Genomic DNA, 23,810 nt, shown 5'->3' on the forward strand with positions numbered 1-23,810 from the left:
GTCCCCTTCCATGGGGGCGCCCGCGTCCTGCCGGGCCACGTACCCTCTTCTGTTGTGCCGAACGCCAACGAAGACAACCTCAGCGCCCTGAACCAGGTGCAGCACCGAGCGGTGAGTGAACTGCTGCGGGTGGCTCCTGTCGCCGACGACCTCGCCCGCCGATTCCGGGAGGCGGGGTTCTCACTCGCCCTGGTCGGCGGCTCGGTCCGGGACGCGCTGCTCGGCCGGCTCGGCAACGACCTGGACTTCACGACGGATGCTCGCCCCGAGGACGTGCTGAAGATCGTCCGGCCCTGGGCGGACGCGGTGTGGGAGGTCGGGATCGCGTTCGGCACGGTGGGTGCGCAGAAGGACGCCCGTGTCGGAGACGTCGATCGAAGCTTCCAGATCGAGGTGACCACCTACCGCTCGGAGGCCTACGACCGGACCTCGCGCAAGCCCGAGGTGTCCTACGGCGACTCCATCGAGGAAGACCTGGTCCGTCGGGACTTCACGGTGAACGCGATGGCCGTGGCGCTTCCCGAGAAGGAGTTCATCGATCCGCACGGCGGCCTCCACGACCTCGCCGCGCGGGTGCTGCGCACGCCGGGGACGCCCGAGGAGTCCTTCTCGGACGACCCCCTGCGGATGATGCGCGCTGCCCGCTTCGCCGCCCAGCTCGACTTCGAGGTGGCTCCGGAGGTCATCACGGCGATGACCGAGATGGCCGGACGGCTCGAGATCGTCTCGGCCGAGCGGGTCCGCGACGAGCTGAACAAGCTGATCCTCTCCACGCACCCCCGCAAGGGCCTGACGCTGCTGGTCGACACCGGGCTCGCCGCGTACGTGCTGCCGGAACTGCCCGCCCTGCGGTTGGAGAGCGACGAACACCATCGGCACAAGGACGTCTACGAGCACACACTGATCGTTCTGGAGCAGGCGATCGCCCTGGAAAAGGACGGTCCGGACCTCGTCCTCCGTCTGGCCGCACTGCTGCACGACATCGGCAAGCCGCGCACCCGTCGGTTCGAGCAGGATGGCCGGGTCTCCTTCCACCACCACGAGGTGGTCGGCGCGAAGATGACCAAGAAGCGTATGACCGCGCTGAAGTACTCCAACGAACTGGTGAAGGACGTCTCACGCCTGGTCGAACTCCACCTGCGCTTCCACGGTTACGGCACCGGTGAATGGACGGACTCAGCGGTCCGCCGTTACGTCCGGGACGCCGGACCGCTCCTCGATCGGCTGCACAAGCTGACCCGCTCCGACTGCACGACGCGCAACAAACGCAGGGCGACCGCACTGTCGCGCGCGTACGACGGGCTGGAGGAGCGCATCGAGGAGCTGAAGGAGAAAGAGGAACTGGACGCGATCCGCCCGGACCTCGACGGCAACCAGATCATGGAGATCTTGGGCGTCGGCCCCGGCCCCGCTGTCGGCAAGGCATACAAGCACCTGCTGGAACTGCGGCTGGAGAACGGGCCGATGGAGTACGGCGCGGCGGTGGCGGCACTGCGGGAGTGGTGGGCCAAGGAGGGCTGAGGCTCGTGGGACGGGGTCTGTTTCACGTGAAACACGCCCCTCGACCGGTATGCCGAGGGGCGGTGTTTCACGTGAAACACCGCCCCTTCTCGCTGCGACTGCCTTACTTCGCGTAGTCCTTCAGGCAGAGCAGGAAGTTACTGCCATCACCAGTCTCGGTGTACGAGTACTGGAAGTCCTTGGCCTGCTCCGTGCACTTGGTCTCCGCGCTGGACGCGGAGAAGTCGCCCTTGACCTTCGCCAGCACCACGTACTGGGCCTTCGAGGAGCTGCACTCGACGACCTCGAGGTCAGGGTCGTTGTCGTTGGTGCTGCCGCGGTGCATGCAGTCGCCGACCGCCGCGGTGTTGGCGTCGTCCCGGTTCGATATGAAGACACCGATGCCCACGCCGATGACAGCCAGGACGATCACGATGTTCTTGATCAGCTTGAAGCTGACCTTGCGGGCGGGCGGCGCCGGGGGGACCGCGCCGTAAGGGGCGAGGGGCTGCTGCGGGACGCCGGGCTGACCGGGCTGCGGCGGGTACGGAGCCTGGCCCTGGGGCGGGCCGTAGGGCTGCTGGCCCTGCTGCGCGAACGGATTCTGGCCCTGGGGCGGCGGAGTCGTCACTGGGGGTCCCCCTAGAGAACATTAGGTGTGCGACGCGTATGAGACGCGAAATAAGACGCACGTAAGCTACCGGCCACCACTGACAACCCTGTAGTCCAGAGGGAGTCTGTGGCATTGATGTGACACTTACTGGCGTCCAGAACGGGCCATAGTGGCGGAAACAGTTCCGTAGATAACGGCGATCGTGACCACCAGGGCTGCCGAACGCCCGTCCGGGGGCAGCATCACGGCGGCCACTCCGGCGGCGCCGACGAAGGCCACGTTGAACAGCACGTCGTAGAGGGAGAAGGCGCGGCCGCGGAAGCCGTCCTCCACGGACGACTGGACGACGGTGTCGGTCGCGATCTTCGCGCCCTGGGTGACGAGCCCGAGGACGAAGGCCGCGACGAACGCCGTGGCTTCGGCGAACGGGATCATCAGGGCGAGTTCCAGGACGGCGGCCGCGGCCGAACAGACCGCGATCCAGCGACCCGGACCCAGTCGCCCGGCCGCCGACGGCGTCACCACGGCTGCCACGAAGAAGCCCGCGCCCGCGATGCCCACCGCCAGCCCCAGCAGGGCCAGCCCCTCCTCGGAGTCGGAGGACCAGGCGTACCGGCAGAGCATCAGCATCATGACGGTCAGGGCGCCGTAGCAGAACCGCATCAGCGTGATCGCGCCCAGCGCCCAGGCGGCCTGCCGGCGCCTCGGCTCGGCGAGGTGACGCAGAGCGGCCGCCAGGCCGCGGGCCGTTCCCCGCAGGGCGGCCGAGAGACGGGGCGGGACACGATCCCGCTCGGGGCCGAGCAGGTCCACCGCCAGACGCAGGGACACCAGGGCGGCGCACAGGTACAACGCCGCTCCCAGCAGGACGACGACGGCGTCGGAGTCGCCGACCAGCAGCCGGACCGCGAAGGCGAGGCCTCCTCCCGCGGTCGCGGCGATCGTTCCGGCGGTGGGTGAGAGGGAGTTGGCGATGACCAGGTGCTCGGTGCCGACCACTCGTGGCAGAGCCGCCGACAGGCCGGCGAGGACGAAGCGGTTGACCGCGGTGACGCACAGAGCGGAGGCGTAGAACAGCCGGTCGGGAACGCCGCTGATGATCAGGACGGCGGTGGCCGAGGCCAGCAGGGCGCGCAGGAGGTTTCCGTAGAGGAACACCTGTCGGCGGCGCCAGCGGTCCAGCAGGACACCGGCGAAGGGGCCGACCAGTGAGTACGGGAGCAGCAGGACCGCCATCGCCGAGGCGATCGCGGTGGCCGAGGTCTGTCTCTCCGGGGAGAAGACGACGTATGCCGCGAGCGCGACCTGGTAGACGCCGTCGGCGCACTGGGAGAGCAGTCGTACGGCGAGCAGGCGCCGGAAGGCGCCGAGGCGCAGCAGGGCGCGAAGATCGCGGACGACGGCCATGGGGGACAGCCTCACATACGGCGAAGCCCCCGGATCACACGACCCGGGGGCCCTCGTCAGCCCTGGCAGGAGCGAATTTTCACGCTGCCGGAAGCAGCGCGGTGTGCCGAGCCGGCGCGCGACCCTCGCGGGGGTCGGCGCGCCCTGCTCCGTCGAATCAGCGCTCGACTTCGCCGCGGATGAACTTCTCGACGTTCTCGTAGGCCTCGTCGTCGAAGTACTGCACCGGCGGGGACTTCATGAAGTAGCTCGACGCCGAGAGGATCGGGCCGCCGATGCCCCGGTCCTTGGCGATCTTCGCGGCACGCAGGGCGTCGATGATGACACCCGCGGAGTTCGGGGAGTCCCAGACCTCGAGCTTGTACTCCAGGTTCAGCGGGACGTCACCGAAGGCACGGCCCTCGAGACGGACGTACGCCCACTTGCGGTCGTCGAGCCAGGCCACGTAGTCCGAGGGACCGATGTGGACGTTCTTCTCGCCCATGTCGCGGTCGGGGATCTGCGAGGTGACGGCCTGCGTCTTCGAGATCTTCTTCGACTCGAGGCGGTCGCGCTCCAGCATGTTCTTGAAGTCCATGTTGCCGCCGACGTTGAGCTGCATGGTGCGCTCGAGACGGACACCGCGGTCCTCGAACAGCTTCGCCATCACCCGGTGGGTGATGGTGGCGCCGACCTGCGACTTGATGTCGTCGCCGACGATCGGGACGCCGGCCTCGGTGAACTTGTCCGCCCACGACTTGGTGCCGGCGATGAAGACCGGAAGGGCGTTGACGAAGGCGACCTTGGCGTCGATGGCGCACTGGGCGTAGAACTTCGCCGCGTCCTCGGAACCCACGGGCAGGTAGCAGACGAGGACGTCGACCTGCCTGTCCTTCAGGATCTGGACGATGTCCACCGGCTCCTCGGCGGACTCCTCGATGGTCTGGCGGTAGTACTTGCCGAGACCGTCGAGGGTGTGGCCGCGCTGGACCGTGACGCCCTTGTTGGGTACGTCGCAGATCTTGATGGTGTTGTTCTCGCTGGCACCGATGGCGTCCGAGAGGTCGAGGCCGACCTTCTTCGCGTCGACGTCGAAGGCGGCGACGAACTCGACGTCACCGACGTGGTAGTCCCCGAACCGCACGTGCATCAGGCCCGGGACCTTGGACGCCGGGTCGGCGTCCTTGTAGTACTCGACGCCTTGCACCAGCGACGCCGCGCAGTTGCCCACGCCGACGATGGCTACGCGAACCGAACCCATTCCGGTTGCTCCCTGTGTGTACGAGTGAGGCCCTGAGTGGGCGCTCACGTGGCGGTTTCGCCGGGCGTATCCGTCCCGGGGGTGTCCCCGGGGCGGGGCAGGACGCCCGTCGATCCAGATGTGGTGTTCTGCTGAGCGGATCCTCCGGAGCCGGAACCCTTCAGGTCCCGTCCGGCCCGCTCGCTCTCGATCAGCTCGTTCAGCCAGCGCACTTCGCGCTCCACGGACTCCATTCCGTGGCGCTGGAGCTCGAGCGTGTAGTCGTCGAGGCGCTCCCTGGTGCGCGCCAGCGAGGCGCGCATCTTCTCGAGACGCTCCTCCAGGCGGCTGCGGCGGCCCTCCAGGACGCGCATGCGCACATCGCGGGAGGTCTGCCCGAAGAAGGCGAAGCGAGCGGCGAAGGTCTCGTCCTCGTACGCGTCCGGGCCCGTCTGGGAGAGCAGCTCCTCGAAGTGCTCCTTGCCGTCTGCCGTCAGCCGGTAGACGATCTTGGCCCGCCGCCCGGTGAGAGAAGCGGCAAGGGCGTCCTCCGGGGTGTTCCCCGCTTCTTCGATCAACCAGCCGTTGGCGACGAGCGTCTTGAGGCAGGGATAAAGGGTTCCGTAACTGAAGGCACGGAACACGCCCAGTGAGGTGTTGAGTCGTTTGCGCAGCTCGTAGCCGTGCATCGGGGACTCGCGGAGCAGGCCGAGGACGGCGAACTCGAGGATCCCGGAACGCCGGCTCATCGTCGCCTCCTCTCTGCCGCGACCCGTGGTGACGGGCCCGCTGACGGTCTTATGCCGAGCTGATGTATCGACTCGATACATCAGCACGATAGAACGGCCTTCCGGCTGGGACAAGAGGGGCGATGGTGAACGGGGTCACATCACGGATTCGTTGCAGGCAAGTTGCCGGGTTTGGGGTGAACTTCGGGGCTCGGGGGGTTTCGGCGGTGCGTAGTCTGTGCGCCATGCAAACCACCGGGACTCGCGTGACGCCGGGGGGCGTCGAGTTCCCCGGTGCAGTACGGGTGAATGCGCCAGCGACCCCATCCGTACTTCGGGGGGACAGGAAACCAGCCGCCGTTTCCAGGCGCGTACGGATGCGCCTGCCCGAGGAGTAGTCGTTCGATGAGCGAGCACCGTCGCAAACCGCCGCAGCCGCAGGAAGGCGGACGTGCCGCGGCCCGACGCGGCCAGTCCGGCTCGTCCTCCGGCCGCCGTGCGGCACCGCGAGGCGCCACCGGGTCTCCTGCCGACTCGTACGGGTCGGGCTTCTACGGGCCCGGAGGCGAGGAGCCTTCGTCCGGTGGCCGTGCCGGCGCCCGACGCACGGCACAGAGAAATGTGGGTGGCCGGCGCAGAGCCGCCGAGCCGGCAGGACGCGGCCCGTCCGGCCCTCCGGGCCGGGGCAGGGGACGTTCGGGTTCCGCCAGGAATCGCCTGATCGACTACCCGCGTGCCGGCAAGTACGGCTGGCAGCGCTGGGTGCCGTCCTGGAAGCTCGTCACCGGCCTGTTCGTCGGCTTCATGGGCAGCCTGGTCGCGGTGGCCGGTGTCGGGTACGCCATGGTCGCCGTCCCCAAGGTCGACGAGACGGCCACGGCGCAGAACAACGTCTACTACTGGCGTGACGGCAGCCAGATGGTTGCCACCGGTGGAGAGACGAACCGCCAGATCATCGATCTCTCGCAGATCCCCGAGGCGATGCGCTGGGCGGTGATCTCGCAGGAGAACAAGACGTTCTACGACGACAGCGGCATCGACCCCAAGGGCATCGCGCGCGCGGTGTTCAACATGGCGCGGGGCGGACAGACGCAGGGTGGCTCGACCATCACCCAGCAGTACGTCAAGAACGCCATGCTGAACGACCAGTCCCAGACGATCTCCAGGAAGTTCAAGGAGATCTTCGTCTCGATAAAGGTCGGGGCGGAGGAGGACAAGGACGACATCATCGAGGGCTACCTGAACTCGGCGTACTACGGGCGCAACGCCTACGGCATCCAGGCCGCCGCCCGCGCGTACTTCGACAAGGACGCCATCGATCTCAACGAGGGTGAGTGCGCCTTCCTGGCGGCCACCCTGAAGGGCGCCACCTACTACGACCCCGCGGGCGCCACTTCCATCGACCCGGCCGCGACGCCGGAGAACAACCGCAAGCGGGCTCTGGCCCAGATGCAGGACACCCTCGACAAGATGGTCGAGTACAAGCATCTGGACGCCTCGAAGCGGGCCCGGTACGCGACGCTGCCCAAACTGGAGAACCCGCGCTCGAACACCCAGCTGAGCGGTCAGACCGGCTACCTCGTCGACCTGGCCAACAGCTACGTGATCACCCACAGCAAGGAGACGGGGATCACCCAGCAGAAGCTGCAGCAGGGTGGCTACTCGATCTACACGACCTTCGACAGGAACAAGGTCACCGAACTGGAGACGGCGGTCACGAAGGTCCGCAAGGCCAACATCAAGCCGGAGCAACGCCCCGAGGACACGCACGTCCAGTTCGGCGGGGCGTCCGTCAACCCGGCGACCGGCGCGATCGAGGCGATCTACGGCGGTGAGGACGCGACGAAGCACTTCACCAACAACGCCGACCAGACCGGCGCCCAGGTGGGCTCGACGTTCAAGCCGTTCGTCCTCGCCGCGGCGATGACCTGGGGCGTCCGTGACAAGGATCTGGGATCGTCGCAGGCCCAGGACGAACGCACCATCGTCTCCCCCAAAAGTCTGTTCAGCGGCAAGAACAAGCTCAAGATCAAGAACTACGACGGGACGATCTGGAAGAACGAGAAGGGCGAGGAGTGGCTGCAGACCAATGACGGCCAGAAGTCCTATGGGACCCCGCCCAACTTCAAGATCGACCTTCGTGAGGCGATGCGCGAGTCGGTGAACTCCGCCTTCGTCCAGCTCGGCATGGATGTCGGCCTGGACAAGGTGAAGGGAGCCGCGGAAGGTGCCGGCCTCAAGCCGAGCAGTCTCACCGGTTCCACCTTCCCCTCGTTCTCGATCGGCATCTCCGACCCCAGCGCGATCCGGATGGCGGGCTCCTACGCCACCTTCGCGGCGAGCGGCAAGCAGCGCGACCCCTACTCGGTCCAGAAGGTCACGAGTCAGGACGGCGTGATCTACACGCACAAGACGGAGACGAACGAGGCGTTCACCTCGAAGGTCGCCGACAACGTCACGGACATCCTGAAGACCGTGGTCGAGAAGGGAACGGGCACCGCCGCACAGCTCCCCGGCCGCGAGGTGGCCGGCAAGACGGGCACCACCGACGGCAACAAGTCGGCCTGGTTCGTCGGCTACACGCCGCAGTTGTCGACCGCGATCACGATGTTCCGCTACGACGACGACGAGACCAAGAAGAACCGCACGTTCCTGGAGATGTTCGGAACCGGTGGCCAGAAGAAGATCCATGGCGCCTCGTTCCCGGCGGAGATCTGGCACGACTACATGGCCGAGGCCATGAAGGGCCTGCCGAAGAAGGGCTTCCCGGAGCCCGAGCCCATCGGTGAGGTGCTCAACGAGGACCCGCTCCCGTCGCCCAGTCCGTCGATCACCGAGAGCGAGGAGGCGAGCCCCTCGCCGTCCCCGAGCCCCAGTGAGTCGGAGCCGGAGCCCTCGCCCTCCCCCAGCGACAGCTGCAACAGCTTCTTCGGCTGCGATGACACTTCGGGCGGGGTCAACGGCGGAGGCAACAACGGCGGCACCGGTGAGACGAGTCCCTCGCCGTCCCCGAGCGACACCGGGGACGACACCAGAGGCAACGGCAACGGCGGAAACTTCTTCGGAGGATCGAGCGGGTAAGCACGCAATCGCCCCGGACGGGCGTTTCACGTGAAACATGCGGATGTTTCACGTGAAACGAGGGCCGCCCCACCGCACCAGGTGGGGCGGCCCTCGGCGTTCTGCTAGGTCCGTACGGCAGGATGTGGGCCATGCCCAGTGCAGAATCGACGCCAGCGCGCGTGCACGAGCCGGATCCGGTGCAGCCGACCAGGAACGACGAGGTGGCCGCGGCCGGCAGTGAGCTGATCGGTGGCCCTCTGGGGCGGCGAGCCCTGACCGGGACGTCCTGGCTGTCGCCTGTCCGGGTCGTCGCCCTCGTGGCCATCGGGATGTTCGCCCTCGGGCTGATCCAGAAGGCACCCTGCTACAACGGGGGCTGGTTCTTCGGTGCCGTGTCCCAGTACACGCACGCCTGCTACTCGGACATCCCGCACCTGTACCAGGGGCGGGGATTCGCCGATGGGCTCGTGCCCTACTTCGACAAGCTCCCCGGCGACATGCAGTACCTCGAATACCCGGTCCTCACCGGAGTGTTCATGGAGGTGGCTGCTTGGCTGACGCCGGCCAGCGGAAGTGGCCAGCACCAGGGCCAGTGGTACTGGATGGTCAACTCCGGAATGCTGATGGCGTGCGCGGCCGTCATGGCCGTCTGTGTGGCGCGGACGCATGCCAGGCGGCCGTGGGACGGCTTGCTGGTGGCCCTGGCGCCCGCGTTCGCGCTCACCGCCACCATCAACTGGGATCTCCTGGCGGTCGCTCTGACGGCCGCGGCGATGTTGATGTGGTCACGCGGACGGGCGCTCGCGTTCGGCGTGCTGCTGGGGCTCGCCACCGCCGCCAAGCTCTACCCCGTCTTCCTCCTGGGCCCGCTCTTCGTCCTGTGCTGGCGGGCGGGGAAGTGGCGGGACTTCGGCACGGCCCTGGGGGGCGCGGTCGTCGCCTGGCTGGTGGTCAACCTGCCGGTGATGATCTTCGCCTTCGAGGGATGGTCGAAGTTCTACACGTTCAGCCAGGAGCGGGGCGTGGACTTCGGGTCGTTCTGGCTGATCCTGGCCCAGAACTCCAGCGATCCGCTCACCACCGACAGTGTCAACACCCTCGCCACCGTGCTGGTCGTGGTGTGCGGACTGGCCATCGGCGCGCTGACGTTGACCGCACCACGGCGCCCCCGCTTCGCCCAACTGGCCTTCCTGATCGTGGCGGCCTTCATCCTCACCAACAAGGTCTACTCGCCGCAGTACGTGCTGTGGCTGGTGCCGCTGGCCGTGCTGGCCCGGCCGAAGTGGCGGGACTTCCTCATCTGGCAGGCGTGCGAGGTGGCGTACTTCCTCGGTATCTGGCTCTACCTCGCCTACACCACCAGCGGAGACGCCCACAAGGGACTGCCGACCGACGGCTACCACTGGGCCATCGGCGCGCACCTGCTCGGGACGCTCTACCTGTGCGTCGTGGTGGTACGGGACATCTTGATGCCCGAGCGGGACGTGGTCCGACGGGCCGGGGACGACGATCCCTCGGGCGGCGTACTCGACGGCGCGGAGGATGTGTTCGTCCTGGGTGCCGCGGCTCGTCCCGCCCGGCACGCGGCCCCCTCCGACGGCCCACCGGTGGAGTGGGGCCAGCGGCAAACGGCCGACGGTTCGCCCTGAGCGAACACGGTCCGGCCGGGCCACGCAGAAGGCCGTACACGGCGCTCCGTGTACGGCCTCACGTCGTCGGCGTGGTGCTCAGCGGTCCATGATGCGGTCGAACTGCGTGGTGGTGTGCCGCAGATGGGCCACCAGCTCGTCGCCGACCGTCGGCTCCGGCGCGTCCGAGGGGACGAACAGGATGGACACCTGCATGTGCGGCGGCTCGGCGAACCACCGCTGCTTGCCGCCCCAGACGAACGGCGAGAGGTTCCGGTTCACCGTGGCCAGGCCGGCGCGCGCGACGCCCTTGGCGCGCGGCATGACGCCGTGGAGGGCCTTGGGAGCCTCCAGGCCCACCCCATGCGACGTACCACCCGCCACGACCACCAGAAAGCCGTCGGAGGCCGCTTTCTGCTGCCGGTAGCCGAACCGGTCGCCCTTGGTCACGCGTGTGACGTCCAGGACGGCCCCCCGGTACTCGGTGGCCTCGTGGTCCCCGAGCCACAGCCGGGTGCCGATGCGGGCACGGAACCGGGTCTGCGGGAACTGCTGCTGCAAACGCGCGAGTTCATCGGCCTTGAGGTGGCTGACGAACATCGTGTGCAAGGGCAGCCGGGCCGCGCGCAGCCGGTCCATCCAGCCGATGACCTCCTCGACGGCGTCCGAGCCGTCGGTACGGTCCAGCGGCAGGTGGATGGCGAAGCCCTCCAGGCGGACGTTCTCTATGGCGGCGTGCAGCTGCAGCAGATCCTGCTCGCTGATGCCGTGCCGCTTCATCGAGGACATCACCTCGATCACCACGCGTGCACCCACGAGGCCGTAGACGCCGTCGATGGACGACACCGAACGCACCACCCGGTCGGGCAGCGGGACGGGCTCCTCACCGCGCCGGTACGGCGTCAGCACCAGCAGGTCCCCGCCGAAGAAGTCCTTGATGCGCGCGGCCTCGTAGGTCGTGCCGACGGCGAGGATGTCCGAGCCCAGCCGGGTGGCCTCCTCGGCCAGCCGCTCGTGCCCGAAGCCGTAGCCGTTGCCCTTGCAGACCGGGACGAGCCCCGGGAACTGCTCCTGCACGTGCTTGTGGTGCGCCCGCCAGCGCGCGGTGTCGACGTAGAGCGTGAGCGCCATGGCCGGACCTGGAACCTTTCTCGTGGCTGCGGTGTGTCAGAGGTAGCGAGCTGTCGAGACGTAGGACGCCATCGAAGCAGCTGACGGGTGCTCAGCGGCGCGACATGTACATGTCGAGCGCCTTGTGGAGCAGCTTGTTCAGCGCGAAGTCCCACTCACCCAGGTACTCGGCGGCCTGTCCGCCCGTGCCGACCTTGAACTGGATCAGGCCGAACAGGTGGTCCGACTCGTCCAGCGAGTCGGAGATGCCACGCAGGTCGTAGACCGAGGCGCCGAGCGCGTAGGCGTCGCGCAGCATCCGCCACTGCATCGCGTTCGAGGGGCGGAACTCCCGGCCGATGTTGTCGGAGGCGCCGTAGGAGTACCAGACGTGCCCGCCGACGATCAGCATGGTCGCCGCCGAGAGGTTCACACCGTTGTGGCGGGCGAAGTACAACCGCATGCGGTTGGGGTCCTCGGTGTTCAGGGCCGTCCACATGCGCTGGAAGTACGACAGCGGGCGGGGCCGGAAATGGTCGCGCACGGCCGTGATCTCGTAGAGCCGCTGCCACTCCTCGAGGTCGTGGTAGCCGCCCTGGACGACCTCGACACCGGCCTTCTCGGCCTTCTTGATGTTGCGGCGCCAGAGCTGGTTGAAGTTCCTGTGGACCTCTTCGAGGGAGCGGTTCGCCAGCGGGACCTGGTAGACGTAGCGCGGCTGGACGTCACCGAAGCCGGCACCACCGTCCTCGCCCTGCTGCCAGCCCATCCGGCGCAGCTTGTCGGCCACCTCGAAGGCCCGCGGCTCGATGAAGTCGGCCTCGATGTCCCGCAGTCGCTTCACGTCCGGGTTCTGGATGCCCGCCTTGATGGAGGCGGCCTCCCAGCGCCGGATGATGACCGGCGGACCCATCTTCACGGAGAAGGCGCCCTGCTGCTTCAGGTGCGCGAGCATCGGTTCCAGCCACTCGGTCAGATTCGGCGCGTACCAGTTGATGACCGGGCCCTCGGGCAGATAGGCGAGGTAGCGCTTGATCTTGGGCAGCTGGCGGTAGAGGACGAGGCCGGCGCCGACGAGTTCACCGGTCCTGCCGTCGAACCAGCCGAGGCTCTCCGACCGCCACTCGGCCTTGACATCGGCCCAGGCCGGAACCTGCATGTGGCTCGCCGCCGGCAGGCTCTGGATGTATGCCAGATGCTGCTCGCGGCTGATCGTCCTGAGGGTCAGGCTCATTCGGGGCGCTCCTCGGGCTGGTGTGTCCCCATGGGTACAGGGGCTCCGGCTCTCGCGCCGAAGCCTACTGCGCCTCGCGAGCGCCCCGACTGGGCGTACGCCCCCTACGCCCCGGCAGGTGAACGGCCGGGGCGTTCCGCGAGGGCGGACCGGTCCGGTGCGGCTTGGGCCGCCGACGGTCGGCGGTGGCGGCCGGACCGGCGTCGGTCAGGTCACCAGAGGCCGCCGAAGAGGCCGCCGTGGGCCATGCCGAGGAAGAATCCGATGCCGGAGGCACCGAGGCCCAGGATCAGACCGAAGCGCTCACGGGTGGTCTCGGAGATCCACTGCCCGTACGCGCCCGTGAGGATCCCTGCCAGGCCGGCCCACGAGCTGAGCAGGTGGAGACTGTGGAACATCGCCGTGACGAAGGCCACCAGGCCCAGGACCAGGGTGACGGCCATGAGCGTGTCCTGGAGCGGATGGGGCCTGCCGTCGGTGGCGAAGAGGGAACCGGCGGTGGTGGGTCGCAATGCCTGTGCCATGGGGCACCTCCTGCGGAGAGCGGCGCATCGTAGCGCCATACACACCCGATGGGTACAGATTGACCGCCTCCCGGGCCGGATTTCAACCGGAAGCCGGTGTGCAGGTAGTCTGTACCCTCTGCACCGGTGTCTGCCCAGGCACAGCCAGGAAATCCGCCCGGCTCAGTGCGGGTAGGTCGCTCCGCGACCCCCGACTGTCAGTGGCGGCCGATACCGTTGCGTACGCATCACAACCCTCCTGCCACGGAACGACCGTGGCCGTTGAGTCCAAAGGAGGTGGGTTCCACATGCGTCACTACGAAGTGATGGTCATCCTCGACCCCGATCTCGAGGAGCGCGCTGTCTCCCCGCTGATCGAGAACTTCCTCTCCGTCGTCCGTGAGGGCAACGGAAAGGTGGAGAAGGTCGACACCTGGGGCCGTCGTCGTCTCTCGTACGAGATCAAGAAGAAGCCCGAGGGCATCTACTCGGTCATCGACCTGCAGGCCGAGCCTGCGGTCGTCAAGGAGCTCGACCGCCAGATGAACCTGAACGAGTCGGTCCTCCGGACCAAGGTCCTCCGCCCCGAGACCCACTGAGCTTCCCCGCTCAGCTGGTCTCGGGATCCGAGTAGCAGCACTAGCAGCCAGCAGCAGCAAACCCGCCGAGAGGTTCCCCCATGGCAGGCGAGACCGTCATCACGGTCATCGGCAATCTTGTCGACGACCCCGAGCTGCGCTTCACCCCCTCCGGTGCGGCGGTCGCGAAGTTCCGCGTCGCGTCCACTCCCCGCACCTTCGACCGTCAGACGAACGAGTGGAAGGACGGCGAGAGCCTGTTCCTGACCTGCTCGGTCTGGCGTCAGGCGGCGGAGAACGTCGCCGAGTCGCTCCAGCGAGGCATGCGCGTCCTCGTGCAGGGCCGGCTGAAGCAGCGGTCCTACGAGGACCGCGAGGGCGTCAAGCGCACGGTCTACGAGCTGGACGTCGAGGAAGTCGGCCCCAGCCTGCGCAATGCCACGGCCAAGGTCACCAAGACCGCCGGCCGCGGTGGCCAGGGCGGCGGCGGTGGCTTCGGCGGTGCCGGTGGTGGCGGTGGCGCCCAGGGTGGCGGCGGCTGGGGCGGTGGCTCCAGCGGCGGTCAGCAGGGCGGCGCGGCTCCCGCCGACGACCCGTGGGCGACCGGCGCACCCGCCGGTGGCAACCAGGGCGGCGGCAGTGGCGGCGGCTGGGGTGGAAACTCCGGCGGCGGCAGTGCTGGCGGCGGCTACTCGGACGAACCCCCCTTCTAGGCCTTCGGGCCCGGTCCTCCGGGTCTGTTCGGGTCGAAGGCGGGTCGTATCCCCACTTCTTGATCACACAGGAGAATCACCATGGCGAAGCCGCCTGTGCGCAAGCCGAAGAAGAAGGTCTGCGCTTTCTGCAAGGACAAGGTCACGTACGTGGACTACAAGGACACGAACATGCTGCGGAAGTTCATTTCCGACCGCGGCAAGATCCGTGCCCGCCGCGTGACCGGCAACTGCACGCAGCACCAGCGTGACGTCGCCACGGCCGTGAAGAACAGCCGTGAGATGGCGCTGCTGCCCTACACCGCCCAGGCGCGATAAGGGAAGGGTGACCGAAAAATGAAGATCATCCTCACCCACGAGGTCTCTGGCCTCGGTGCCGCCGGCGACGTCGTAGACGTCAAGGACGGCTACGCTCGCAACTACCTGATCCCGCGGAACTTCGCGATCCGCTGGACCAAGGGTGGCGAGAAGGACGTCGAGCAGATCCGTCGTGCTCGCAAGATCCACGAAATCCAGACCATCGAGCAGGCCAACGCTGTGAAGGCCCGCCTCGAGGGTGTCAAGGTTCGCCTGGCCGTCCGCTCCGGCGACGCCGGTCGCCTCTTCGGTTCCGTCACCCCGGCCGACATCGCCTCGGCGATCAAGGCTTCCGGTGGCCCCGAGGTCGACAAGCGCCGCATCGAGCTCGGCTCGCCGATCAAGACCCTGGGCGCCCACGAGACGTCCGTGCGTCTGCACCCCGAGGTTGCCGCCAAGGTCAACCTCGAGGTCGTCGCGGCCTGATCGCCGCGTTCGGCTCGTAGAGCTGAGGAGGGGCCGCACCCTCAGGGGTGCGGCCCCTTCCGCATGCCTCGGCCGGATACGAGGGCCTCGGATCAGCACTGCGATGTTTCACGTGAAACGCCGGTTCCACGCGAAACGGTCAGCGGGTCGCGCCGGTGATCAACCAGCGTCCCGAGCGGGTCCGCAGCCAGAGGGTCAGCATCCGGACCGTCATCATCAGGGTCATGGCTCCCCACAGCGCGGTGAGACCACCGCCGAGAGCGGGGACGGCCAGGGCGACCGGAGCGAAGACTGCCAGAGTGAGGACCATCGCCCAGGCGAGGTAGGGGCCGTCGCCCGCGCCCATCAACACACCGTCCAGGACGAAGACGATGGCACAGACCGGCTGGGACAGGGCGACCACCAGCAGGGCGGGCAGCGCGGCGTCCTGGACCCCCGGGTCCCCGGTGAACAGGGGCAGGAACAGCGGCCGGGCCAGCACGACGAGCAGGCCCAGTAGGACGCCCACGGCAACGCCCCACTCCACCATCCGTCGGCAGACGGCCCGGGCGCCCTGGGGATCGTCGGCCCCGAGGTATCGCCCGATGATGGCCTGTCCGGCGATGGCGATGGCATCGAGGGCGAAGGCCAGCAGGCTCCACAACGACAGGACGATCTGATGTGCCGCGATGTCCGTGTCGCCGAGGCGGGCGGCAACGGCGGTGGCGATCATCAGAACGGCCCGGAGGGACAGGGTGCGCACCAGCAGAGGCACACCGGCCTGGGCGGAGGCGCGGATGCCGGCGGCATCCGGGCGCAGTGAGGCGCCATGCCGACGGGCGCCGCGGATCACCACGACGAGGTAGGCCGCAGCCATGCCGCACTGGGCGATGACCGTGCCCCAGGCAGAGCCCGCGATGCCGAGATCCGCGCCGTAGACGAGACCGACGTTGAGAAGGGCGTTGGCGACGAAGCCCGCGATGGCGACGTAGAGAGGTGTCCTCGTGTCCTGGAGTCCGCGCAGTACTCCGGTCGCGGCCAGGACGACCAGCATGGCCGGGATGCCCAGTGCCGAGACGCGCAAGTAGGTGATCGCGTACGGGGCGGCCGTGTGGGAGGCGCCGAAGAGTTCCACCAACGAGGGGGCGGTGGGGAGGACGAAGGCGATCACGGCCGCGCCGAGCAGCAGGGCGAGCCAGATGCCGTCCATACCCTGGCGGATGGCTGTCGGGAGGTCGCCGGCGCCTACGCGGCGTGCGACGGCCGCCGTGGTGGCGTAGGCGAGGAAGACGAAGATGCTGACGGCGGTGGTCAGGAGAGCTGAAGCCACGCCGAGTCCGGCGAGTTGCGCGGTGCCGAGGTGGCCGACGATGGCGCTGTCGGCCAGAACGAAGAGGGGCTCGGCGACGAGCGCGCCGAAGGCCGGGACGGCCAGTGCGACGATCTCTCGATCGTGCTGTCGCCGCGTGGCCTTGGGCATCGGGGGAGCCGGTGTCATGGCCATCAATCTAATCGTCCACAGGTAAGAGATGCAATGGCCTAATGGTCCTTACGTGGTGACTCCCTGTGTGTGCTTCCCCGCACCCTTCGCACCGATCTTGATCCGACTGGGGAAGTTTTTCTTCTACACAGCCGGTGGACGGCAAACTTGCTGGTCAGTGGCGTCGAGTGGCAAAAGTAGAGGGCTTGTTCACAGGGCTGTCCACCGGGTCGTGCACAGGTTTGGCGTAGTTCTCCACAGCATCGGGGCCGTCGTCCACATGGCCTGTGGATAACCAGATTGGCTGACGTCGCCCACGGGCCTACCGTGGTCCGGCGCCCGCTCCTTTCCTCGGCTGTGAAAGCCTCACAAAACCGACGTGTCCGAACCGGAGTTGGGCGTCTTAGTTGTCAGTGCCGTGCCGTAGAAATGAAGGCGCGGCGAGGGTCCGCTCCGCGGACGGGAGGAGGTGGCTCGGTTGAGCATTTCCGAGCCCTTGGACGATCCGTGGGCCGACAGCGGTCCCAGTGATCGTCTGCCCCCCTCCCGCCGGCGCGACGGGGGCCGAGGGCGGGACGAACAGCACGACCGGGGCCGGGACAGCGGCGAGTGGGACGGTGGCGGGACACCCTTCGAGCGGGTACCGCCGCAGGACCTCGACGCCGAGCAGTCCGTGCTCGGCGGCATGCTCCTGTCCAAGGACGCCATCGCCGACGTCGTCGAGATCCTCAAGGGCCACGACTTCTACAAACCGGCGCACGAGACGATCTACCAGGCCGTCCTCGACATCTATGCCAAGGGGGAGCCGGCCGACCCCATCACGATCGCCGCCGAACTCACCAAGCGTGGAGAGATCAACAAGGTCGGCGGCGCGTCCTATCTGCATACGCTCGTCCAGACCGTGCCGACGGCGGCGAACGCCGAGTACTACGCGGAGATCGTGCACGAGCGCGCGGTTCTGCGCCGCCTGGTGGAGGCCGGCACCCGCATCACCCAGATGGGATACGCGGGCGACGACGACGTCGACGAGATCGTCAATCGCGCCCAGGCCGAGATCTACGCAGTCACCGAGCAGCGCACCAGCGAGGACTACCTCCCGCTCGGCGACATCATGGAAGGTGCCCTCGACGAGATCGAGGCGATCGGCTCGCGCAGCGGCGAGATGACCGGTGTGCCCACGGGCTTCACCGACCTCGACTCGCTCACCAATGGGCTGCACCCCGGCCAGATGATCGTCATCGCGGCCCGACCCGCCATGGGCAAGTCCACACTCGCCCTGGACTTCGCCCGCGCGGCCTCGATCAAGCACAACCTGCCCAGCGTCATCTTCTCCCTGGAGATGGGGCGCAACGAGATCGCGATGCGCCTGCTGTCCGCCGAGGCCCGTGTCGCCCTGCACCACATGCGCTCCGGCACGATGACCGACGAGGACTGGACCCGTCTGGCCCGCCGGATGCCGGAGGTGTCGTCCGCGCCGCTCTACATCGACGACTCACCGAACCTGTCGATGATGGAGATCCGCGCGAAGTGCCGACGGCTGAAGCAGCGCAACGACATCAAGCTCGTGATCATCGACTACCTCCAGCTGATGCAGGCGGGCGGATCCAAGCGCTCCGAGAGCCGTCAGCAGGAAGTTTCGGACATGTCCCGTAACCTCAAGCTCCTGGCCAAGGAGTTGGAGGTGCCGGTGATCGCGCTCTCCCAGCTGAACCGTGGACCCGAGCAGCGCACGGACAAGAAGCCGATGGTGTCCGACCTGCGTGAGTCCGGTTCCATCGAGCAGGACGCCGACATGGTCATCCTGCTGCACCGCGAGGACGCGTACGAGAAGGAGTCACCGCGCGCGGGCGAGGCGGACATCATCGTGGGCAAGCACCGAAACGGTCCGACGGCCACCATCACGGTGGCCTTCCAGGGGCACTACTCCCGTTTCGTGGACATGGCTCAGACCTGATCGCGCGCCCGTAGGACCTCGGGATCGCGGCACGGTGTCATCGCCGAGGCACGACTTGTGCCGTCTTCGGTGGTGGCGATCACGTGCGCGAGGACCCGGCAGGCGGTTGAGTCGCGTGGCGGGCGCTCAGCGCCTCGTCTCGTACCTGGTCAAGATCACGCCGCCCGGAAGCGTGCGCGTCTCCACCAGGTTCAGGTTCACCCAACTGTCCAGCGCGGTGAAGAACGGCGTGCCTCCGCCCACCAGGACGGGCGCGGTGGCCAGCACGTACTCGTCGATCAGCCCGGCCCGCATGGCCGCCCCGGCGAGCGTCGCGCCGCCGATGTCCATCGGGCCGCCGTCCTCGGCCTTGAGCCGGGTGATCTCCGCGACCGCGTCGCCGGTGACCAGGCGGGCGTTGAAGTCGACCTTGTCGATCGTCGAGGAGAACACCACCTTCGACATGTCCCGCCAGCGGCGCGCGAACTCGATCTCCGCCGGGGTGGCGTTGGGCTGCTGGTCGCCGGTCGGCCAGTAGGAACTCATCGTCTGCCACAGCTTGCGCCCGTACAGGGACAGCTCGGTCGCCTCCAACTGGTCGGACCAGAACTGGAACAGCTCGTCGCTCGGCACGCCGCTCCAGCCGATGTCGTCACCGGGTGCGGCGATGTAGCCGTCCAGGGTGAGGTTCATGCCGTAGATCAATTTCCGCATGGCGCCGGCCTTCCGTTCCGTAAGTCGATGTCACGCGTACAGACCGGCGCGGCGCGGGAAACTCATCGGTACGCGATCTCCGCTCGTGAGGTAGTCCCCGCTCGCGGTGGCTCAGCCGCGGGACTCATCGTTGCGCCGAGGGATGGCATCGATCGGAGACTGATCCTGTGTGACGTCGGGGTGGGAGGACAGAGAACCGGCAGGTGCAGAAGACCGACATGTCATAGGCGGCGAGACTTTTCAGCGCCCTCGGCGAAATGGGCTCGACGTCGACCGTGGCGCCGGGTGGACTGGGGCCCATGACGACACCACTGGAAGAGCTGCTTCCCAGCACCCGGCGGGCGCTGCTGCACCGGATCGCCGTGGCCCAGGCCGAGGGGCGGGCGCCCTCGCTCGTCGCCGCGGTGGTGCGGGACGGGCGGGCCGTGTGGCATGGGGCGCGGACCTCGGTCGACGGGCACGCGCCGGACGCGCACGTGCAGTACCGGATCGGGTCGATCACCAAGACCTTCACCGCCGTTCTCGTACTGCGGTTGCGCGACGAAGGAGCACTCGACCTCGAAGACCCGCTGGACAAGCATCTGCCGGGCTCGGGCGCCGGGGAGGCTACCATCGCCCAACTTCTGTCTCACACGGGCGGGTTGCCGGCCGAGTCGCCCGGTCCCTGGTGGGAGCGGACTCCGGGCTCGCTGCGTCCCGGCCTCCCCGACGTCCTCGGTGACCGACCCGCTCTCCATCCGCGGGGGCGTCGCTTCCACTATTCGAACCCCGGTTACAGCCTGCTCGGCGCGCTCGTCGAGGAACTCCGCGGTGCCTCCTGGGAAGAGGTACTACGGCGGGAAGTGCTCGAACCCCTGGGTCTGGATCGAACGACCACCCGACCACTGTCTCCCCACGCGGGAGGCTGGGCGGTGCACCCATGGGCCGACGTGCTGCTTCCCGAACCCGCCGAGGCCTTCGGCCGGATGGCGGCGGCCGGGCAGCTCTGGTCCACGAGCGGCGATCTGGCACGGTTCGCCGCCTTCCTGGTCCGAGGGGACGACCGGGTGCTGAGCGCGGAAACCCTCGAGGAGATGCGGACCCCGGCGGCACCGGCCGAACTCACGGACCTCGCGGACGGTGGCACGTACGGACTGGGGATGCGGATCGAGAACGTGGGCGGCCGCGTGCTCGTGGGGCACTCCGGATCCGTGCCGGGGTTCCTGGCCGGCCTCACGATCAGTGTGGCCGACGACGTCGCCGCGGTGGTCCTGGCCAACTGCACGTCCGGCCCGATGGTGACTCAGGTGGCCGCCGACCTCGCGCGGGTGGTGGCCGAGGCCGAGCCGCGCATTCCTGAGCCGTGGCGGCCACTGCGTGACATCGATCGGGCCGTCCTGGAGCTGGCGGGCCAGTGGTACTGGGGGACCAGTCCGTTCGCCCTACGGGTCACGGCCGACGGCCACATCTCACTCGGGCCTCTCTCCGGTGGTGGGCGACGCTCGCGGTTCCGGGCGAACGGCGACGGAACATGGCAGGGCCTGGAGGGCTACTTCGCCGGCGAGTCCCTGCGGGCCGTACGGCGTCAGGACGGCACCGTCGACCACCTCGACCTCGGGTCGTTCGTGTTCACACGTCAGCCGTACGACGAGGGGGCGGCGGTGCCCGGCGGCGTGGACGGGGAGGGCTGGCGGGGGATCGGCTAGTGCTCACCGGAGGAATGGGTGTCGTGTTTCACGTGAAACGAGACGTCCATTCCTCTTCGACGTGGTCCGATCTCGTTCCTTCACAGTTGCAGCTTGAAGCCGACGTGTGAGGCTTCGAAACCGAGTCGCTCGTAGAAGCGGTGGGCGTCGGTACGTGTGCCGTCGGAGGTCAGTTGGACCAGCCGGCAGTTCTCCCGCGCGGACTCCTCGATCGCCCACTCGATGAACCGGGTGCCCAGGCCGCTGCCGCGCTCGTCGGCGTGCACGCGTACGCCCTCGATGATGGACCTGGTGGCGCCGCGCCGGGAGAGGCCGGGCACGATGGTCAGCTGGAGGGTGCCCACGACACGTCCCTCGCGCACGGCCACGACCAGACGCTGGTTCGGGTCGGCTCTGATGCGGTCCAGGGCGTCCAGGTACGGGACCAGATCCTCCGGGGACTCGCGTCGCGCCCCCAGGGGATCGTCCGCGAGCATGCCGACGATCGCGGGAAGGTCCTCGGCGACGGCGGCGCGTATTTCAAGATCTTCCATGGCCGCACCTTATGCGGCGGCAGGTGCCTTCAGGGACTCCACGACGCGGACGAGCGGGGCCAGCTCCGGGTTCTTCGCCGCCTCGTCGAGGGCCTCGCGGAGAGCGGCGTCGTTGGTGGGGCGGGCGTCGTCGAGCAGCTTCAGTCCGGCCTCCGTGACGTTCGTGTAGATGCCGCGGCGGTCGGTGGGGCACAGGTAGCGCTCGAGCAGCCCCCGGTCCTCGAGGCGGGTGACCAGTCGGGTGGTGGCGCTCTGGCTGAGAACGACGGCGTCGGCGACCTGCTTCATCTGCAGATGTCCTCCGTCGCCGTCGTGCTGGCGGCTGAGGACGTCGAGGAGGGAGTACTCGCGCACGCTCAGGTCGTGCCGCGCCTGGAGGGCGCGCTCGATGTGGGCCTCGATCCTGCCGTGAAGCAGGGAGAGGGCACACCAGCCCTGAGCGAGAGCGGTGAGGGCGGGGTCCGTCGCAGTCATGGGTTCTCCTCCGTCCCGGTGCGGCTGGATCCCAGGATAGAGCAACGGCGCAATTGACCGCGCTTGCATGTATCCCGCGTCTGCAACTATTGTGAACGCACGCAAAGCGCTCCTGCAATCATATGGAAGGTCTACCCCACCATGCCTCTCGCGCTCCTGGCCCTGGCGATCGGGGCCTTCGGGATCGGAACGACCGAATTCGTGATCATGGGCTTGCTGCCCGACGTCGCGGCCGACTTCGACGTCTCCATACCCACGGCCGGATTCCTGGTGACCGGTTACGCGCTCGGTGTTCTGCTCGGCGCCCCGCTGATGACCGTCCTCGGCACCAAGGTGCCCCGCAAGCGGATGCTGATGCTGCTGATGGGCTTGTTCATCGTCGGCAACCTCCTGTCCGCCGTCGCCCCTTCCTTCACCGTCATGCTGATCGGCCGGGTGGTCGCCTCACTCGCCCACGGCGCGTTCTTCGGTATCGGCTCGGTCGTCGCGGCCGACGTGGTCGCCCCCGACAAAAAGGCCGGCGCCATCGCGATGATGTTCACCGGCCTCACCGTCGCCAACGTCGTCGGCGTCCCGCTGGGAACGCTTGTCGGGCAGACCGCCGGCTGGCGTGTGACCTTCGGCGTCGTGGCCCTCCTCGGTGTCCTCGGCCTGGCGGGCATCGCCAAGCTGGTGCCCGAGCTGCCCCGAGCGGAGGGCGTACACCTGCGCCACGAACTGGCGGCGTTCAAGAGCGCGCAAGTCCTGCTCGCCATGGCGATGACCGTGCTGGGCTTCGGTGGTGTCTTCGCGGCCATCACCTACATCGCGCCGATGATGACCCATGTCGCGGGCTTCGCCGAGGGCTCCGTCACCTGGCTGCTCGTTCTGTTCGGGCTCGGCATGGTCGGCGGCAACCTCGTCGGCGGCAGGTACGCCGACCGCGCTCTGATGCCGATGCTGTACGTCTCCCTCGGCAGCCTGGCGGTCGTCCTGGCCCTCTTCACACTGACCGCGCACAACAAGGTTCTTGCGGCCGTCACGATCGCCCTGATCGGTGCTCTGGGCTTCGCCACGGTCCCGCCGCTCCAGAAGCGGGTCCTCGACCAGGCGCACGGAGCCCCGACGCTCGCCTCGGCGGTGAACATCGGCGCCTTCAACCTCGGCAACGCCCTCTCTGCCTGGCTCGGCGGGCTCGTCATCGCCGCGGGCCTCGGTTACACCGCTCCCAACTGGGTCGGCGCCGCCCTCGCCGCGGCGGCTCTCGCGCTGGCTCTCCTCTCGGCCGCGCTGGAGCGCCGCGACGGAGGTGCCAGTGCTGTCGTCACCGGACGGGTCCCGGCCGAACAGCCGGCAGCCGTCCACCACTGAACCGCTCCAGGTCGCGGAGCCAGAGCCGTCCACGCCTTCGGTTCACCGTTCACGACAACGACCCGCACCAGACTTCCCGCTCGAGAAAGACCCGCAAGGAGAACACCCCGATGAGCACCACCACCGCCTTCGCGCCCATGACCGCCCACGACGCCGACGTCCTCCTCACGGCCGCCCGCCGTGCGGCCGAGGCCGCCGGGGTCACGGTCAGTGTCACCGTCCTGGACGCGGGTGGCCATCTGATGGCTTTCCGCCGGGACGACCGCGCCGTCCTGATCTCCGGCGAGACGAGCACGCGCAAGGCCTACACGGCGCTCCAGCTGAACACCCCGACCGCCGACCTCGTCGACGCCGTCCAGCCCGGCGGCTCGTTCCACACCCTCCCCACCGCGCTCGACAGGCCGCTGCTGTTCATCGCGGGCGGCGTGCCGGTCCACCGTGACGGACGTCTGATCGGAGCCGTGGGTGTGGGCGGCGGTGCCCCCGAGCAGGACCACGCATTCGCCGTCGCTGCGGTGCAGGCGCTCGACTGACCTGGCCCGCTTCCCGACGGGTTCGACGGTCGACGACCTGTCCGCCCGGG

The 23,810-nt window shown here is 68.2% G+C and carries 22 protein-coding genes; 11 read left to right on the forward strand and 11 right to left on the reverse strand.

Going from position 1 to position 23,810, the window contains the following annotated elements; all coding sequences use genetic code 11:
• Positions 1 to 54 precede the first annotated feature (54 nt).
• Positions 55 to 1,521, forward strand: a complete 1,467-nt coding sequence (locus tag ACFYO5_RS26640) for a CCA tRNA nucleotidyltransferase (protein WP_388713220.1) — start codon at positions 55 to 57, stop codon at positions 1,519 to 1,521.
• 103 nt (positions 1,522 to 1,624) lie between these two features.
• Here ACFYO5_RS26640 and ACFYO5_RS26645 read toward each other — a convergent pair whose 3' ends face one another.
• The 4 genes from ACFYO5_RS26645 to ACFYO5_RS26660 form a co-directional block, all read right to left on the reverse strand.
• Positions 1,625 to 2,131 (reverse strand): hypothetical protein, encoded by a 507-nt coding sequence (locus tag ACFYO5_RS26645; protein ID WP_388713223.1) that lies wholly within the window; start codon positions 2,129 to 2,131, stop codon positions 1,625 to 1,627.
• 126 nt (positions 2,132 to 2,257) lie between these two features.
• Complete coding sequence (locus tag ACFYO5_RS26650) at positions 2,258 to 3,520, reverse strand: MFS transporter (protein ID WP_388713226.1); 1,263 nt, start codon at positions 3,518 to 3,520, stop codon at positions 2,258 to 2,260.
• 157 nt (positions 3,521 to 3,677) lie between these two features.
• Positions 3,678 to 4,760, reverse strand: a complete 1,083-nt coding sequence (locus ACFYO5_RS26655; protein WP_356561138.1) for an inositol-3-phosphate synthase — start codon at positions 4,758 to 4,760, stop codon at positions 3,678 to 3,680.
• Between the two features lie 44 nt (positions 4,761 to 4,804).
• A complete protein-coding gene (locus tag ACFYO5_RS26660) occupies positions 4,805 to 5,488 on the reverse strand; it encodes a helix-turn-helix transcriptional regulator (protein ID WP_356561140.1) in 684 nt (227 codons plus the stop codon).
• Between the two features lie 384 nt (positions 5,489 to 5,872).
• On the opposite strand from ACFYO5_RS26660, the gene ACFYO5_RS26665 reads away from it, so the two are divergent.
• Both ACFYO5_RS26665 and ACFYO5_RS26670 read left to right on the forward strand, forming a co-directional pair.
• Positions 5,873 to 8,548, forward strand: a complete 2,676-nt coding sequence (locus tag ACFYO5_RS26665) for a transglycosylase domain-containing protein (RefSeq protein WP_388713230.1) — start codon at positions 5,873 to 5,875, stop codon at positions 8,546 to 8,548.
• A 131-nt stretch (positions 8,549 to 8,679) separates the two neighbouring features.
• Positions 8,680 to 10,179 carry a glycosyltransferase family 87 protein gene (locus ACFYO5_RS26670; RefSeq protein WP_388713233.1) on the forward strand — a complete coding sequence of 500 codons (1,500 nt, stop codon included), beginning with the start codon at positions 8,680 to 8,682 and terminating at the stop codon, positions 10,177 to 10,179.
• A gap of 78 nt (positions 10,180 to 10,257) precedes the next feature.
• Here the strand turns inward: ACFYO5_RS26670 and ACFYO5_RS26675 are convergent, their stop codons facing one another.
• The 3 genes from ACFYO5_RS26675 to ACFYO5_RS26685 form a co-directional block, all read right to left on the reverse strand.
• The gene (locus ACFYO5_RS26675; protein ID WP_388713236.1) at positions 10,258 to 11,289 is read right to left on the reverse strand and encodes an alanine racemase; all 1,032 of its coding nucleotides are present in this window, start codon (positions 11,287 to 11,289) and stop codon (positions 10,258 to 10,260) included.
• 91 nt (positions 11,290 to 11,380) lie between these two features.
• Positions 11,381 to 12,502: a peptidoglycan bridge formation glycyltransferase FemX gene (femX, locus tag ACFYO5_RS26680; RefSeq protein ID WP_356561148.1), complete on the reverse strand. Its 1,122-nt coding sequence runs from the start codon at positions 12,500 to 12,502 to the stop codon at positions 11,381 to 11,383.
• Positions 12,503 to 12,714: 212 nt separating this feature from the next.
• Positions 12,715 to 13,026 carry a hypothetical protein gene (locus ACFYO5_RS26685; protein ID WP_356561150.1) on the reverse strand — a complete coding sequence of 104 codons (312 nt, stop codon included), beginning with the start codon at positions 13,024 to 13,026 and terminating at the stop codon, positions 12,715 to 12,717.
• Positions 13,027 to 13,313: 287 nt separating this feature from the next.
• Between ACFYO5_RS26685 and rpsF the strand changes: the two genes are divergently transcribed.
• The 4 genes from rpsF (at position 13,314) to rplI (ending at position 15,079) form a co-directional block, all read left to right on the forward strand.
• Positions 13,314 to 13,604 (forward strand): 30S ribosomal protein S6, encoded by a 291-nt coding sequence (gene rpsF / locus ACFYO5_RS26690; RefSeq protein WP_006604399.1) that lies wholly within the window; start codon positions 13,314 to 13,316, stop codon positions 13,602 to 13,604.
• Positions 13,605 to 13,684: 80 nt separating this feature from the next.
• The gene (locus ACFYO5_RS26695; protein ID WP_356561152.1) at positions 13,685 to 14,296 is read left to right on the forward strand and encodes a single-stranded DNA-binding protein; all 612 of its coding nucleotides are present in this window, start codon (positions 13,685 to 13,687) and stop codon (positions 14,294 to 14,296) included.
• 81 nt (positions 14,297 to 14,377) lie between these two features.
• On the forward strand, positions 14,378 to 14,614 hold the full coding sequence (rpsR, locus tag ACFYO5_RS26700; RefSeq protein WP_020130672.1) for a 30S ribosomal protein S18: 237 nt from the start codon (positions 14,378 to 14,380) through the stop codon (positions 14,612 to 14,614).
• An 18-nt stretch (positions 14,615 to 14,632) separates the two neighbouring features.
• On the forward strand, positions 14,633 to 15,079 hold the full coding sequence (gene rplI, locus ACFYO5_RS26705; protein WP_356561154.1) for a 50S ribosomal protein L9: 447 nt from the start codon (positions 14,633 to 14,635) through the stop codon (positions 15,077 to 15,079).
• Positions 15,080 to 15,218: 139 nt separating this feature from the next.
• On the opposite strand, the gene ACFYO5_RS26710 is transcribed toward rplI, so the two are convergent.
• Positions 15,219 to 16,556, reverse strand: a complete 1,338-nt coding sequence (locus ACFYO5_RS26710) for an MATE family efflux transporter (protein ID WP_388713243.1) — start codon at positions 16,554 to 16,556, stop codon at positions 15,219 to 15,221.
• 460 nt (positions 16,557 to 17,016) lie between these two features.
• Between ACFYO5_RS26710 and dnaB the strand changes: the two genes are divergently transcribed.
• Positions 17,017 to 18,492 (forward strand): replicative DNA helicase, encoded by a 1,476-nt coding sequence (gene dnaB, locus ACFYO5_RS26715; RefSeq protein ID WP_150471836.1) that lies wholly within the window; start codon positions 17,017 to 17,019, stop codon positions 18,490 to 18,492.
• A gap of 126 nt (positions 18,493 to 18,618) precedes the next feature.
• On the opposite strand, the gene ACFYO5_RS26720 is transcribed toward dnaB, so the two are convergent.
• Positions 18,619 to 19,185 carry a dihydrofolate reductase family protein gene (locus tag ACFYO5_RS26720; RefSeq protein ID WP_388713247.1) on the reverse strand — a complete coding sequence of 189 codons (567 nt, stop codon included), beginning with the start codon at positions 19,183 to 19,185 and terminating at the stop codon, positions 18,619 to 18,621.
• Between the two features lie 299 nt (positions 19,186 to 19,484).
• Between ACFYO5_RS26720 and ACFYO5_RS26725 the strand changes: the two genes are divergently transcribed.
• Positions 19,485 to 20,870 (forward strand): serine hydrolase domain-containing protein, encoded by a 1,386-nt coding sequence (locus ACFYO5_RS26725; RefSeq protein ID WP_388713250.1) that lies wholly within the window; start codon positions 19,485 to 19,487, stop codon positions 20,868 to 20,870.
• Positions 20,871 to 20,950: 80 nt separating this feature from the next.
• Here ACFYO5_RS26725 and ACFYO5_RS26730 read toward each other — a convergent pair whose 3' ends face one another.
• Entirely contained in the window at positions 20,951 to 21,403 is a 453-nt protein-coding gene (locus ACFYO5_RS26730) for a GNAT family N-acetyltransferase (protein WP_388713253.1), read from the reverse strand.
• Positions 21,404 to 21,412: 9 nt separating this feature from the next.
• The gene (locus ACFYO5_RS26735) at positions 21,413 to 21,877 is read right to left on the reverse strand and encodes a MarR family transcriptional regulator (protein ID WP_356561164.1); all 465 of its coding nucleotides are present in this window, start codon (positions 21,875 to 21,877) and stop codon (positions 21,413 to 21,415) included.
• Between the two features lie 141 nt (positions 21,878 to 22,018).
• On the opposite strand from ACFYO5_RS26735, the gene ACFYO5_RS26740 reads away from it, so the two are divergent.
• Positions 22,019 to 23,227, forward strand: coding sequence for an MFS transporter (locus tag ACFYO5_RS26740; protein WP_388713257.1), 1,209 nt, complete (start codon positions 22,019 to 22,021; stop codon positions 23,225 to 23,227).
• A 110-nt stretch (positions 23,228 to 23,337) separates the two neighbouring features.
• Positions 23,338 to 23,760: a heme-binding protein gene (locus tag ACFYO5_RS26745; protein ID WP_388713260.1), complete on the forward strand. Its 423-nt coding sequence runs from the start codon at positions 23,338 to 23,340 to the stop codon at positions 23,758 to 23,760.
• Positions 23,761 to 23,810: the final 50 nt, after the last annotated feature.

The organism is Streptomyces sp. NPDC006259 (assembly GCF_042870975.1).
Lineage (GTDB): Bacteria > Actinomycetota > Actinomycetes > Streptomycetales > Streptomycetaceae > Streptomyces.

What these genes read in the sequence shown, in the direction of transcription:
- ACFYO5_RS26675 (WP_388713236.1), bottom strand. Translation starts at nt 11,289, where the DNA reads ATGGCGCTCACGCTCTACGTCGACACCGCGCGCTGGCGGGCGCACCAC.
- ACFYO5_RS26725 (WP_388713250.1), top strand. Translation starts at nt 19,485, where the DNA reads ATGACGACACCACTGGAAGAGCTGCTTCCCAGCACCCGGCGGGCGCTG.
- ACFYO5_RS26650 (WP_388713226.1), bottom strand. Translation starts at nt 3,520, where the DNA reads ATGGCCGTCGTCCGCGATCTTCGCGCCCTGCTGCGCCTCGGCGCCTTC.
- ACFYO5_RS26720 (WP_388713247.1), bottom strand. Translation starts at nt 19,185, where the DNA reads ATGCGGAAATTGATCTACGGCATGAACCTCACCCTGGACGGCTACATC.
- ACFYO5_RS26730 (WP_388713253.1), bottom strand. Translation starts at nt 21,403, where the DNA reads ATGGAAGATCTTGAAATACGCGCCGCCGTCGCCGAGGACCTTCCCGCG.
- ACFYO5_RS26685 (WP_356561150.1), bottom strand. Translation starts at nt 13,026, where the DNA reads ATGGCACAGGCATTGCGACCCACCACCGCCGGTTCCCTCTTCGCCACC.
- ACFYO5_RS26655 (WP_356561138.1), bottom strand. Translation starts at nt 4,760, where the DNA reads ATGGGTTCGGTTCGCGTAGCCATCGTCGGCGTGGGCAACTGCGCGGCG.
- femX (WP_356561148.1), bottom strand. Translation starts at nt 12,502, where the DNA reads ATGAGCCTGACCCTCAGGACGATCAGCCGCGAGCAGCATCTGGCATAC.
- ACFYO5_RS26660 (WP_356561140.1), bottom strand. Translation starts at nt 5,488, where the DNA reads ATGAGCCGGCGTTCCGGGATCCTCGAGTTCGCCGTCCTCGGCCTGCTC.
- rpsR (WP_020130672.1), top strand. Translation starts at nt 14,378, where the DNA reads ATGGCGAAGCCGCCTGTGCGCAAGCCGAAGAAGAAGGTCTGCGCTTTC.
- rpsF (WP_006604399.1), top strand. Translation starts at nt 13,314, where the DNA reads ATGCGTCACTACGAAGTGATGGTCATCCTCGACCCCGATCTCGAGGAG.
- ACFYO5_RS26710 (WP_388713243.1), bottom strand. Translation starts at nt 16,556, where the DNA reads ATGACACCGGCTCCCCCGATGCCCAAGGCCACGCGGCGACAGCACGAT.
- ACFYO5_RS26745 (WP_388713260.1), top strand. Translation starts at nt 23,338, where the DNA reads ATGAGCACCACCACCGCCTTCGCGCCCATGACCGCCCACGACGCCGAC.
- ACFYO5_RS26735 (WP_356561164.1), bottom strand. Translation starts at nt 21,877, where the DNA reads ATGACTGCGACGGACCCCGCCCTCACCGCTCTCGCTCAGGGCTGGTGT.
- ACFYO5_RS26670 (WP_388713233.1), top strand. Translation starts at nt 8,680, where the DNA reads ATGCCCAGTGCAGAATCGACGCCAGCGCGCGTGCACGAGCCGGATCCG.
- rplI (WP_356561154.1), top strand. Translation starts at nt 14,633, where the DNA reads ATGAAGATCATCCTCACCCACGAGGTCTCTGGCCTCGGTGCCGCCGGC.
- ACFYO5_RS26665 (WP_388713230.1), top strand. Translation starts at nt 5,873, where the DNA reads ATGAGCGAGCACCGTCGCAAACCGCCGCAGCCGCAGGAAGGCGGACGT.
- ACFYO5_RS26695 (WP_356561152.1), top strand. Translation starts at nt 13,685, where the DNA reads ATGGCAGGCGAGACCGTCATCACGGTCATCGGCAATCTTGTCGACGAC.
- ACFYO5_RS26740 (WP_388713257.1), top strand. Translation starts at nt 22,019, where the DNA reads ATGCCTCTCGCGCTCCTGGCCCTGGCGATCGGGGCCTTCGGGATCGGA.